10 protein-coding genes and 3 tRNA genes are annotated in these 12,086 nt (G+C 51.6%); 6 read left to right on the plus strand and 7 right to left on the minus strand.

Annotated features, from left to right (window positions below):
• Positions 1-66 precede the first annotated feature (66 nt).
• Positions 67-1,119, plus strand: coding sequence for an ABC transporter ATP-binding protein (locus B4N58_RS06225; protein WP_291747081.1), 1,053 nt, complete (start codon positions 67-69; stop codon positions 1,117-1,119).
• Between the two features lie 25 nt (positions 1,120-1,144).
• On the opposite strand, the gene B4N58_RS06230 is transcribed toward B4N58_RS06225, so the two are convergent.
• From B4N58_RS06230 to B4N58_RS06260, 7 genes are all read right to left on the minus strand, one after another.
• On the minus strand, positions 1,145-1,978 hold the full coding sequence (locus B4N58_RS06230; protein WP_291747084.1) for a hypothetical protein: 834 nt from the start codon (positions 1,976-1,978) through the stop codon (positions 1,145-1,147).
• A gap of 94 nt (positions 1,979-2,072) precedes the next feature.
• The gene (locus B4N58_RS06235; protein WP_291747086.1) at positions 2,073-3,461 is read right to left on the minus strand and encodes a hypothetical protein; all 1,389 of its coding nucleotides are present in this window, start codon (positions 3,459-3,461) and stop codon (positions 2,073-2,075) included.
• Positions 3,462-3,594: 133 nt separating this feature from the next.
• Positions 3,595-5,286, minus strand: coding sequence for a TolC family protein (locus B4N58_RS06240; RefSeq protein ID WP_008248568.1), 1,692 nt, complete (start codon positions 5,284-5,286; stop codon positions 3,595-3,597).
• A gap of 8 nt (positions 5,287-5,294) precedes the next feature.
• Positions 5,295-6,632 (minus strand): HlyD family type I secretion periplasmic adaptor subunit, encoded by a 1,338-nt coding sequence (locus B4N58_RS06245; protein WP_291747090.1) that lies wholly within the window; start codon positions 6,630-6,632, stop codon positions 5,295-5,297.
• Between the two features lie 20 nt (positions 6,633-6,652).
• Positions 6,653-8,581 (minus strand): peptidase domain-containing ABC transporter, encoded by a 1,929-nt coding sequence (locus B4N58_RS06250; protein WP_008248572.1) that lies wholly within the window; start codon positions 8,579-8,581, stop codon positions 6,653-6,655.
• Positions 8,582-8,595: 14 nt separating this feature from the next.
• Positions 8,596-9,012, minus strand: a complete 417-nt coding sequence (locus B4N58_RS06255; RefSeq protein ID WP_008248574.1) for a hypothetical protein — start codon at positions 9,010-9,012, stop codon at positions 8,596-8,598.
• A gap of 9 nt (positions 9,013-9,021) precedes the next feature.
• A complete protein-coding gene (locus B4N58_RS06260; RefSeq protein ID WP_255348726.1) occupies positions 9,022-9,657 on the minus strand; it encodes an RNA polymerase sigma factor in 636 nt (211 codons plus the stop codon).
• Positions 9,658-10,074: 417 nt separating this feature from the next.
• On the opposite strand from B4N58_RS06260, the gene B4N58_RS06265 reads away from it, so the two are divergent.
• The 5 genes from B4N58_RS06265 (at position 10,075) to B4N58_RS06285 (ending at position 12,065) form a co-directional block, all read left to right on the plus strand.
• Positions 10,075-10,761, plus strand: coding sequence for a response regulator transcription factor (locus B4N58_RS06265; RefSeq protein WP_008248578.1), 687 nt, complete (start codon positions 10,075-10,077; stop codon positions 10,759-10,761).
• Between the two features lie 111 nt (positions 10,762-10,872).
• A complete protein-coding gene (gene queC / locus B4N58_RS06270) occupies positions 10,873-11,577 on the plus strand; it encodes a 7-cyano-7-deazaguanine synthase QueC (protein WP_291747099.1) in 705 nt (234 codons plus the stop codon).
• Positions 11,578-11,740: 163 nt separating this feature from the next.
• Positions 11,741-11,816, plus strand: a tRNA-Gly gene (locus B4N58_RS06275).
• A 66-nt stretch (positions 11,817-11,882) separates the two neighbouring features.
• Positions 11,883-11,956: transfer RNA gene (locus tag B4N58_RS06280), tRNA-Cys, on the plus strand.
• Between the two features lie 16 nt (positions 11,957-11,972).
• A tRNA-Leu gene (locus tag B4N58_RS06285) sits at positions 11,973-12,065 on the plus strand.
• Positions 12,066-12,086: the final 21 nt, after the last annotated feature.

The following is a 12,086-nucleotide window of genomic DNA, read 5'->3' on the forward strand; positions in this document are numbered from 1 at the left end:
GTTCATGAGACTCACCTGACCCAAAGGTGAACTGCGTAGTAAACAGACCACGGTACCACCGAAAAAATGAAACAAGCCCCTGCCCTGAGCATCAATGAACTGAGCATTCTGTACCCAGGTAGCAGCACACCTGCTGTTCGCAATGTCAGTTTTGAACTTGCGCAGGGTGAAATTGCCTGTTTGCTAGGTCCCTCTGGCTGCGGCAAAACAACCTTGTTGCGCGCAATTGCCGGCTTTCTCATGCCTACACAGGGCAATATTATGCTGAAGGGTGAAAAAGCAAGTGAACCTGGCAAGGTACGCAGTCCGGAGAAGCGGAATGTGGGCGTCGTTTTTCAAGACTATGCCCTGTTCCCCCACCTCACTGTTCGCAAAAACATTGAGTTTGGTTTACACAAACGCAGTGAACATGAAAAGCGCAATCGCAGTGGTGAATTGCTGGCCTTGATTGGGCTTGAAGCGCTGGCGGACCGTTACCCCCATGAATTGTCGGGTGGCCAGCAACAACGCGTCGCGCTTGCGCGCGCACTGGCTCCCAAACCCACGCTGATTTTGCTCGACGAGCCGTTTTCAAATCTGGATGTTGAACTCAAAGAGAGACTTACTTTTGAAGTTCGGGAAATTTTAAAGGCAGAGAACATGAGTGCCATTTTGGTCACCCATGATCAGCATGAGGCATTCAGTATGGCCGACCGAATCGGGGTAATGCACGCCGGGGAGCTGCAACAATGGGGATCCTCCTACAGCCTTTACCACCAACCAAATTCACGCATGGTGGCCGACTTCATAGGGCAAGGTGTGTTCCTCCCGGGTCAAAAAACCGAGCAAGGCTTGCAAATTGAGTTGGCTCACCTGCGGCTAACTGAAGACCAATTGCCTAAAAGCAATGAATTTGATGTTCTGATTCGCCCTGACGACATTATTCACGACGACGCCAGCCCCATGCAGGCCAAGGTGGTGCGAAAGTCTTTTCGTGGTGCTGATTTCTTGTACACACTTGAACTTGAAAGCGGCGTTCATGTGCTGGCATTGGTGCCAAGCCACCACAATCACGCGATAGGTGAACCAATCGGGATCAAACTGGAACTTGACCACGTCATCACATTCGATCGGGTTTAATTAGAGCCCCACTCTTCAGCGAAAATCAGCCCAGTTCGTTTGAACCAGTTGCACCAGAAGGCAAGCCGCTGTCTGAATCAGGGTTGGAAGCTGTAGAACTGATGGATGAAGTACCGCCAGCAGAGGCAAAAAGCTCGGAAGCTTCCTGAATACTGTTAGGGTTGGAGAAATCCAGCGTTAGCGGGAAGGCCTCAGGAGAGGTAAACAAACCATCCAGTGTTGCCTCGTATGCCAAAGAGTGAAGGTTGCCAGCCAATTCTGGTTGTGCGAACAAACCTGAATCAATTTGCATCGAAGCCAACAATGAATCGGTGTCAAACTCAGCCACCTCATGAACAGCGTTGTTGACTTCACCGGAAAGTTCGCCAAACATATCTTGGCTTAATGCGTTCAAGTCGAGCACTTGGGCCTGGATGTCTGCAATCAGTTGGGTCAACTCAGAGTAGCTGAGCTCACCACTCAAAGCGTGCTTCACGCGGGGCATGGCACTCAAAAGCTCTGAGTTCAACGCTTCAAACGAGGCTTGTTCGTTCATGATGTTCAGCATTCCTGCAGTGTCTGCATTGGCAAGCAATGCCGGATCAATGCTGGCAAGGCTTGAAGAACTCTCGAAAACGCTGACGTCACTGACGCAGGCCTGAGAAATGCATCGCAATTCACCAAACCCAAGGGACGGTGCACTCGAAAATTCTTTGGGATCAAGACCGTCGGATGACGAAAAAGCAATTTTTGTTGAACCGGGCGATGGCTCAAAACTGTCAAAAAACTCAATCGTTGCCTTGCTAACAGGATCGCGCAACTCTCCAGCGGAGTAGCTGTGATCGGTCTGCACTGACAACTGAATGACGGAATTTGACATAAACCCAATTTTTTTCGTGACGTACTACCAGTTTATACGATAGGCCACTCAAATTGGATTCAAAACACCCCCCTATCAAAAAAGGGGGTGAGTTTTATTTATTTTGGTCCAAAGAACCCAACAAGCCATCCAACGCGCCACCCTCAGAGCCAGCAGTGGAAGAAATCCCGCTGCTAAGTGAATCCAGCAAACCAGAATCGGAGTCGCTTGAGGAGGTACTCAAACCCGACAACAAACCTCCACCTCCAGTAATGGGATCAAGAATTGGGTCCAGCAGCGGATCGGTGATGTCCGTCACAGGATCAAGAATCGGATCCACAATCGGATCCACTACCGGGTCGGTGATGTCGGTAATCACATCTACTATTGGATCTACAATCGGGTCGGTGATGTCGGTAATCACATCTACTATTGGATCCACCACCGGATCGGTGATGTCGGTGATCACATCCACGATTGGATCTACGATCGGATCCACTATCGGGTCAGTGATGTCGGTGATCGTGTCGATAATCGGATCCACCACTGGTGCGGTGATATCGGTAATCGTGTCGATCACCCCACTTACCGGGTCGGTTACAGGAGTCAAATCCAGATCGGGCAAGGAGCCCACCAAAGACGCGATGTCATCAAATGTTGAATCCAGATTCAGCAAGCTGTCCAATTGTGGATTGGCACCCACATCAATGGTGCCCAAAAGGTCAGTCAATACCGAAGACACCTCGCCAGCATCTTCAAAAATACTCAAACCCAAATCGCCTGAGGGCAAGCCGGTTTGCGCTGCAAACTGGTTCTGGACATCGCCACTCAAATTGTCAAACACAGGTTCAAAAGTAGTGTTCAACAAATTGATCTGACCCAGCACTGCATCAATGGCAGTTTGCAGACTCTCGGGGCTTGGGTTCTGGCCCAAACCGCCGATCAAGTTGCTCAACGCATCATCCGGGTTAATTCCTCCACCGCCTTCCAGCATTGCCATCAACTGTGCGAATTCAGCAGACACTGGCACCATGGAACCATCGGGATTTGCCACGGGCTTTAACAAGGGTAAATCCGAAATTTTAGATAGATCGGCAGGCTGTACCAAAGCCTTGTTGCCCAAACCCGCCAAAGTTGCAGACTCGCCCACTGCTGTTTTACCAAAAGTGACAGGCGCTGCGCTGGCCACTTGGGCTGCCATGCCCATGGCACTGGATGCACCACTTAAATCGGCTGCCGCCACCGCACCCAAAAGGCCTGCGCCTGAATACGCTGGAGACAATCCTGAGAAACCGCCACCTGACTGGTTGGATGAATGCAACTGGCTTTTTACCGCGCTGCCTGGGAAACCGGAGTTAGCGCTCAAACCTTCAAATTCGGATGTATTCAGGGTTGATTGCAGAAACTGCATATTCAAGGCTGAAGGATCGGCGAGTTGCTGCTCCGCACGCTCCACAGCCAAATCTTCAGCCGTGCTCTTGATGTTTTGAATATCGTCACCCATTTTTGTCATTCCTCTGGGAATCGCCCCGTTCATGCCAGTTTCTCAGGGTTCCTGCCCAGCGAATGGATGAAATAAGGCAGTAAAGTACCCCTGTTTGGACAGTGTGAGCACTTTACTGACAAAAATCAAGACTTTACCGATAAAACCGAGGATCCAGAACCGGTGCCGGTTTCAGGGTGGGGCGCAGCTCTTTTTCAGTTGCACTGCCCTGTACGCGGCTGCGTTCGGAGCTTTTTTCAACTTCAAGACGCTGCGCCGGGGTCAGCACAAACCCAGCTGCTTTTTCAACTTCAGTCTGGCTCACATCCAAACCAAGCTTTTCGGCAATTTTCTGGTCTGCCGGGCTGCTGGCAATATCGGCTGTGTCCTTCAGACTACTCTCCAAGCGCTCGCGTTCAGGAGTTTTCGAGAAAAACAGTTCAAACCAATCGCCCTCAGCACCGGGAGTAGGCATCATCAAGCCCATGGCATGCATCAGGCGGAAACTTGCGTCGCGAGCATCGAAGACTGCGTTGATATAGGCGATCAATACGTTGAAGTACTCAACTTGGGCATCCAACATCACGATCACCGTTTCACGGCCAAAATCACGAAGCCTTTTGCGGTTTTTAAACACCTGCAACGAGTCAGCGTACGCGCCACGTAAAGTCACTGCCCGAGACTGTCCTGCCGACCATTTACCCCATTGAAAACGAACACTCTCCTCAACGCGCAACCTGGCCGCAGCCAACTGAGCACGCCGGGTATCAATGGTGGCAGCCGCCTGATTCACGCGTGCCACCTGCTCGCCGCCCGAAAAAGCGCTGTACTGCAAACGCAGGTTCACCGAGCTGTCGGTTCTGTCACCCGTAAACGGGTCGGGTTCACCAAAAAATTGCTGAATACCCACCAGGTTTAAAGATGGGTATAGGCTTGCATCCTCAGCCGTGTAGTTGTGCCGCGCTTTCACAATCTGGCTTTCAGCCACTCGAATTTCAGGATTGGAAAACAGTGCTTTTGTGACCGCCTCATCCACCAGCTGGGGCAGCATATTGCGCTGAATCTCCAGCTCAGGAACGTTGTATCCCTCTGGATAAACGCCAAAGTAACGGAAATAAGTGGCCCTCGCCTCCTCAAATTGCCCCTCAAAATTCACCAAGCGGTCGCGGGTGACCGCCAACCGGGCTTTGGCAAACTGCGCGTCTGTCACGCCACTTCCGCCCAGCTCAACCCGGCGCTCTTCCAGAGCCAGTAACTGAGCCACTGCGGCCTCGGCCGCGCGCGAGGCTTCTACCAACAGCGCATTGCGCGACAAGGTACTACTGGCCAAAAAGCCTTCGAGCACCACGTCTTGAATTGTTTTTACGAATTGCCCGTCGGCAATGGTGCCATCGGTTTCAGCAGCCTTCACGCGCGCGGTAATTCGGCCGGCTGTGTACAACGGTTGGGTCACGGTAATGTCGGTTGATTGCCGGTTGGTTACCGTAGAACTTGAACTGGCATTTGCACCCACAGTAATTCGTGGGTAATACGCAGCACGGGCACCATCTTCAATAAATTGCGACGCATTCACATTGATACGTGAGGTCACAATTTCAGGATTGGTTCGCAACATATTCAAAAAGCGAATCTTGGTGAGCTCTTCCTTGCTCATTTTTGCAGCTTCAGCCGGAGCGATGCGCCTGGCACGAAACTCGTTATTGTCATTACCCACATTCGCAGATGGTTCAACGTTCTCGGGCAAGTCTTGCGCACCTACTGGAAATGCAAGAAGGCCCGCAATCAGCACACACAGTGCTTTGCGAGCCCATACGCCCCCCTGGGTCATGTCCAATTGTTTTGTCATGTGTTGCTTTATGGTTCTCTGAAGGCTTCTTGCTTCAGCTTCAATACAGGTTTTAACAAATAATAAATAAAGGGCTGCGAACCCACATTAATATCCACTTCAGCAGTCATACCCGGCGAAATGCGCAACGGCGCGTCAGGCGTACCAAAAAACGCCTTGTCGGTACTCACAATCAACCGGTAATAAGGCCCGGTTTCTTCTGTGCCTGGGTCGGTGTCGGCTGCAATTTGAGTCACTTTTCCGGGCAAAGTGCCATAACGCAAAAAGTCGTAGGCTGACACTTTCACTTCGGAAGGCTGATCCATGCTCACATAACCGCGATCTGCGGGTGAAAGCCGGGTTTCAACAACCAACACCTCATCAACAGGTACCACTTCCATGATTGGTTCGCCCTGGCGAACCACGTTACCAACAGCCTGCAACTTCAGGTTCTTCACAACCCCATCAATGGGTGACCGAATCACTGCACGATCTCGCTGATCACTGGCTCGATCAATTTCGTCCTTTAGACTGGCCAGCTGCCGTTCAAGTGTCGTTAATTCATCAGCAGCCCGGCGGCGAAACTTTCCTTCTTCTTCAATGCGGCGCGCACGGCTTTGCCCAACCGAGGCTTGGGCTGATGCTATGGTTTGACGCATCGAGGCAATTTCAGCAGTCAAGCTATCGTAATCACGCTTCTTGGTCAGGTATTCCAACTGCGACACGAGCCTTTCCCGCACCAACTCTCGCGTAATTTCCAGTTCACGCAAGGTTGTTACAGCGCGATTCTCCAAGCCTTCAAGCTTGGCCTGTAACTCACCCACCTTGCCTTGGTTGCCCAGCATTTGGCTGTCGTTTACACCCAAAATACCGTCCAGTTCAGTCACACGCGCAATGTAAGTGGCCTGCTCGGTACGGTACAAATCAGGGTAATTCGCAATAATTTCAGCAGGATAATCGGGTGCCTTGCCCGAAGCTTCACCCAGCAAACGCGCACGGCTCATCTCAAGTGCGGCACGCCGGCTTTTCAATTCTTCAATGTTGATACCCGAGGTGGCCAGATTCAGTTGAACCAACATGGCCCCTTCCTTCACGACATCACCCTCTTTCACAGCCAGGTCCTGAACAATACCGCCTTCCAGGTGCTGAATACTTTTAACTCGCGTCGAAGGGATTACCTTACCGGGTGCAGTTACCACCTGGTCAACGCGGATAAACAAGGAGGCGAACAGAGACAGCGCGATCAAGCCAAGAGCGAACCTGCTTTTGGTATCGAATCCGCCACCGTTCGGTTTGTAAAGGGCGGGGACTTCATAGGGCTTCAAATCATTCTTGCCGACTTCGGCCAATGCATTATTAGACTTCATGATTTCTCGACCTTCGCTCATCAGGCTTGAGCGGCCTTACCGCCCGCATCCGTATTTGCTTGCCCCTCAGTACCGTTGGCTCCCAGCGCTTGCTTCGCAGCCTCGGAGGTCACTTGCGACGCTGCTTTGGGCGCGGCTGGCACAGGCTTCGGCACCGAAATGCCGTACAACAGTTTCAGCATCTCCGGTGTGGCACCTACATGCAACTTTGAGGCCTTGTCCAGATAAATAATCTTGTCGCAAATCGACATTAAACGCACAGAATGCGTCACCATGATGATGGTTTTTACAGTGGCAAGGCTCTTGAATACAGCCATCAAATGGGTCTCTGCCGCAAAATCCAGATCGTTTGTTGGTTCATCCAGCAACAACACGGGTGCGTCCGACAAAAACGCCTGAGTAATCGCAACCCTGCGACGCTGGCCTCCCGACAAGCGGTTACCGCCCTCGCCCACTTGAGTCATGTAACCGTCGGGCATTTTCGCAATGAATTCATGCGCGCCCGAGCGCTTGGCAGCCAACAGAATTTGCTCATCGCTGGCATCCGGGTTAGACCGGCGCAAATTCTCGACAATCGTACCTTCAAACAATTGTGAGGTCTGGGGCAAAAAGCCGATCCACTTGGCAAGTTCTTGGCGAGAAAACTGTGACAGATCATACTCATCAAGCAACACACGGCCGCTTTGTGGCTCATAAAGACCACGCAACAGTTTCAGCAAAGTTGACTTGCCCGCACCGTTGTCACCTGCCAAACCGTAGATACCGCGCGGGCCAATTTGCGCCGAAACCGACTTCACGACTTCTTTTTGGGCACCCACGTGCTGATAACTTACGTTTTCAAGTCGCAAGGCGCCCGAAGGCATGGGCAGACTTAAACCGGTGTGTTGCTTCTCTTCATCGGCAGCAAACACCTTGTTCAATCGATCGGTGGCCTCACGGGAATGGGCAATTGACCGCCAGTGACCGGTCAACGCAGCCAATGGGCCAATCGCCTTGGCAGCCAGCATGTTCGAAGCAATCAAACCACCCACGGTCATCCATTGGTTGATCACCGCATAGGCGCCAACGGCTGTGATCGCCACGTTCACACACAACATAATAGAGACCGACAACTCGCGCTGATCTTCCATTTCGCCGTTCTTCTGGAACGATTCCTGAACCCAAGAGTTGTAGCTTGACACCCAGGCCCGCTTGGCGGAATCGTCTTGAACCAAGCTTTTGATCGCTTCGCGGCCCCGACAAACCTCGGCCAGTACTTCGTCCCGGCGGCGGGCACGAGAAAATTCTTCTACACGGCGCTTTCGGAACTCTCCCGAGCTATACCATGACAAAGCCGCCAAACACACCAAACCAATCAACACCACCGGCAATACAGGCAAAGCAATTGTGGCGATCAATCCGATGGCCAGAATGGCAAACGGCAAGTCAAGAATGGTCATGGCAACAGCGCCACTCCAAACCACGCGCACGGTGTCTACGTCTTTAAACAGGGAATACCAAGCGGCAGTTGAACGCGCTTCGAGCTGTCGCAACGGAATCGACAGAATTTTATTCATCAACTTACTGGCGATTTGTCCGTCAATTTTCACAGCGGCTACGCGCAGAACGCGAGCCCGGAAAGATCGCAAAATCAAATCGGCTGCAAGCAAAATACCCATGCCGATCAACAAAGCAGTCAGCGTGTTCAAGCCTGAACGATAAATGACGCGGTCATACACCTGCAACGAAAACACGGCAGGAAACAAAGCCACCAAGTTCACGAAAATAGACAGCAAAGCTGCGCGCTTTAACAGGGGTAAGGCGCTGCGAATGACACCCTCAACTGTTTTAGAACTGGATGCATCTGCTGCACCGCCACTATCGGCAGCGGTTTCCCCAGACTTTTCTGGTTTTAAACCGAAGTTCCAGAGTGCTTCGAGTCTTTCTTTGAACAAATATTTAACCGACATTGCGAGTCCCTTGGTTACACAGCGCCTGCCGAACCAGCCATGCGCAGCTGTTGCGCCTTGAGTCGTTCAAGCAATACAAGGTACGAAGCGATCAAACGAACCACAGCAGGGCGCATGCCGGCCAACTGTTCACGAGTCAATTTGGCCAGCGGGTTTTCCAATCGGGGTTTGGCGTCGGGCTGCGCATCAATCGCTCGACACACTCGCTCAAATACATTGCTCAAGGCTGCATCCACCTCCGCTTCACTCATGGCGCTATACAACACTTGCGGCTTGGCATCAATCAAACTAAGTCGCTCTTGCCAGCTCAGCACCGACCTGGCCAACACCGGGTCCAGTCTCAACTGGCCTTCAAATGCGACGCGCTCTGCTCCACGCATCACACCCAGTACGTAGTCGGCAGCCAACCAGTTTTTGTCGTCATCAGTCATGCGGCCCCCTTATGCCATGTATCCGGATTGCTCGGCATCCTGGCGTCGCGAATTGCTCGCGGCCATAGAGGCCAAACCTTCGGATTGAAATTCGTCGTATACGGTTTTCAATTCAATCAAACCCCTGCGAACCCAAGTTTTAACAGTTCCCAATGGCACATCCAGATGCTCAGATATTTCTGCATGGCTCATGCCATGGGTGTAAGCCAATGTGAGAACCTGACGGTATTTTCCATCAAGGCGCTGCACGCAGGCTTGCATCACCCGACTGGTTTCCTTGTCATCACTGCTGGTTGAGTGGGCCTCGAACACCAATTCATTGGGTTCATCGTCCTGGTCAGAAAACTGATCCAGGGAAATCGAATTCACGGTATGGCTTTGCTGGGCGATCAAATCAAGAGCCCTGTTTCTCACCACTTGGTGCAACCAGGTTTCAGGCGCGGAAAGCTTGTTGTTGAAGGTATGGGCGTATCGCCAAAGGCGTATGTAGGCGTCCTGTAGCACGTCTTGGGCCAGACCGGGTTCCCGAACTATGCGCAACGCGACCGCAAACATCTTTCGAGACGTGAGCTGATATAACTCCTCAAACGCCTTTCGATCGCGATTTGCAATTCGTTCAATTAAAGAAGCAAGCTCTTCTCTCAACCTGGCTGTCCCCGAGATGAAGTCATCTGTGTGTGTTTGATACGTCCTGATACTGTTAATTTACAGTCGAGCTGGACTTTGGTTTCGTCAAAAAGGCCAAGTTTTACTGCTCAAACCACTGAATAGGGCCACCCAACCAAGGGGGATGTAACTCTTAAGTATCCCCTAGCTAAGGGATACTAGCAAAAGTTCCGATTCCAGAACAGTACTTGTACTGTCTATTTGCTTACATAGTCAGTCGAAATGCAATCCCCCCAAAAGTAATTAACCCGCTTGAAATTACCTACACAACCATTGAATCCAAAATTTATCGCCTGAAGTACAAATCGAATAAGGATTACACCGAACTACTTAATCGCGGGGCAAACAATGACCTTAATACCGAGCTGGCCAAGCCAGCCACACATGGGTGGGACTATGAAGAATGAAAAGGGCTTGGCAGGTCGACCATTAACGCCCCGCGAAACGGGCATTCAAAGCACGCCCCCGGGCAGAACAATCAGCCTTCAGCCCATGTTCGTCACCAACCGGACAACCCTTGAGGAAATAGACAATCACCTGGCCAGCGCAGAGACCCGAATCGTGGTGATCACCATTGAAAAGGGCAACAGGCACGGAGAAGTGGTGGTTCAACACATAGGCGCTAGTTATTCCGATGTTCGAGTAGTGCTGGTGTGCGAAGGCAGTGCGCAAGACATTCTGGCTATGGCGTTCAAACCGGGCGTGTGGGCCTGCGTGGGTCGTCAGTCGTCGGTGGAAACGCTTCGCGAGGCTATCGATACGGTTGCTGCGGGCGCGCGATATGTAGCCCCTGAACTGGTCAATAACAAATCAACCTCTTCCTACGGTTCTCCTGAGCAGCAGAACCTGGGCAATCAGATTAATCCGCTCGCCGACCAAGACGAAGGTGCGCAATTGACACGTCGTGAACGTCAGGTGCTCACCTTGATCGCTCAAGGCCGCCCTCGCCGCGAAATCGCTGAATTGTTGAAGGTTTCACCACGCACCATCGACGCCTATCGCGCAAGGTTGCTGCAAAAGCTTAACCTGGACTCAAGTGTTCAACTGGTGAAGTATGCAATTTCTGCAGGCATGGCCAGCTAAAAGTTAGTGCAGCAAACCGAAACAACGGCCGATTAAAACTCCGCAGCATTGCGGGGTTTTTTGTTTGTGCGGCTAAAATAGCGGTTTAGTGCAACTCACCCTCCATCAAACATGAATAAAAAAGCTCTAGTGCTGTTTTCCGGCGGGCAAGACAGCACAGTTTGTCTGGCTTGGGCACTTTCCAAATTTGAGCACGTCGAAACAATTGGTTTTGACTACGGGCAACGTCATCGCATCGAACTCGAATGCAGACTGACCGTACTGGACCGGGTGCGCGAACAATTTCCAGAATGGGCATACAAGCTTGGCGAAGACCGAGTGATTGACCTCAGCTGGCTGGGGCAGATATCTGATTGTGCGCTGACCGAAGAGCGCGAAATCGAGTTGAACGAAAACGGCTTGCCGAACACATTTGTGCCGGGCCGCAATCTGGTTTTCTTTTTGATTTCATCGGCTGTGGCTTACCGCAGGGGTCTATCGACGCTAGTGGGTGGCATGTGCCAAACCGATTTTTCAGGTTACCCCGATTGTCGGGAAGACACGCTGAAAGCGCTGCAAGTAGCCACCAACCTGGGTATGGCCAGCACCTTTCGTTTTGAAACCCCACTCATGTGGATCGACAAAACGGAAACGTTTCAGCTGGGCGAGCAACTGGGCGGCAAAAAATTACTCGAAATTATTGTTCGCGACACTCACACCTGCTACACCGGCGACCGAAGCCACGAACACGACTGGGGTTTTGGGTGTGGTGAATGCCCAGCCTGCGATTTGCGCAAACGTGGCTGGAAAAACTACATTTCGCAACAGAATCAATAGCTTGAAACAGAAAAGGGCAACACCGCCGAAAGCCGCAACAGGCTTGGGTTTGCACAACTTTTAAGCAAGCTGAAAATAAATGAAATTATTTTGCAAAAACGTTTGACACAAAAATTTTTCTTGCTATAATTTCGTTCTCTCAACGACGTCAAGTTGTTGAAATGCGGGAATAGCTCAGTTGGTAGAGCGATACCTTGCCAAGGTATAGGTCGCGAGTTCGAGTCTCGTTTCCCGCTCCAAATTCCTAAGGGGAAGTGATACACTTCCCCTTTTCTTTGCCCGCCATATTTTGGTGGAACACCCTTGGCGGGGTGGCAGAGTGGTCATGCAGCGGACTGCAACTCCGTGTACGCCGGTTCGATTCCGACCCCCGCCTCCAAGTTTTCAAGCCATCAGCCCGGGTGGTGAAATTGGTAGACACAACGGACTTAAAATCCGTCGCTTACCGTAAAAGGGGCGTACCGGTTCGATTCCGGTCCCGGGCACCACAGGCAACACTCTTCACACAA

It is taken from the genome of Limnobacter sp. UBA3528 (assembly GCF_002377005.1).
In the GTDB taxonomy this organism is placed as follows: domain Bacteria; phylum Pseudomonadota; class Gammaproteobacteria; order Burkholderiales; family Burkholderiaceae_B; genus Limnobacter.

What these genes read in the sequence shown, in the direction of transcription:
- B4N58_RS06265 (WP_008248578.1), top strand. Translation starts at nt 10,075, where the DNA reads ATGAAGAATGAAAAGGGCTTGGCAGGTCGACCATTAACGCCCCGCGAA.
- B4N58_RS06250 (WP_008248572.1), bottom strand. Translation starts at nt 8,581, where the DNA reads ATGTCGGTTAAATATTTGTTCAAAGAAAGACTCGAAGCACTCTGGAAC.
- B4N58_RS06225 (WP_291747081.1), top strand. Translation starts at nt 67, where the DNA reads ATGAAACAAGCCCCTGCCCTGAGCATCAATGAACTGAGCATTCTGTAC.
- B4N58_RS06240 (WP_008248568.1), bottom strand. Translation starts at nt 5,286, where the DNA reads ATGACAAAACAATTGGACATGACCCAGGGGGGCGTATGGGCTCGCAAA.
- B4N58_RS06235 (WP_291747086.1), bottom strand. Translation starts at nt 3,461, where the DNA reads ATGGGTGACGATATTCAAAACATCAAGAGCACGGCTGAAGATTTGGCT.
- B4N58_RS06245 (WP_291747090.1), bottom strand. Translation starts at nt 6,632, where the DNA reads ATGAAGTCTAATAATGCATTGGCCGAAGTCGGCAAGAATGATTTGAAG.
- B4N58_RS06230 (WP_291747084.1), bottom strand. Translation starts at nt 1,978, where the DNA reads ATGTCAAATTCCGTCATTCAGTTGTCAGTGCAGACCGATCACAGCTAC.
- B4N58_RS06255 (WP_008248574.1), bottom strand. Translation starts at nt 9,012, where the DNA reads ATGACTGATGACGACAAAAACTGGTTGGCTGCCGACTACGTACTGGGT.
- queC (WP_291747099.1), top strand. Translation starts at nt 10,873, where the DNA reads ATGAATAAAAAAGCTCTAGTGCTGTTTTCCGGCGGGCAAGACAGCACA.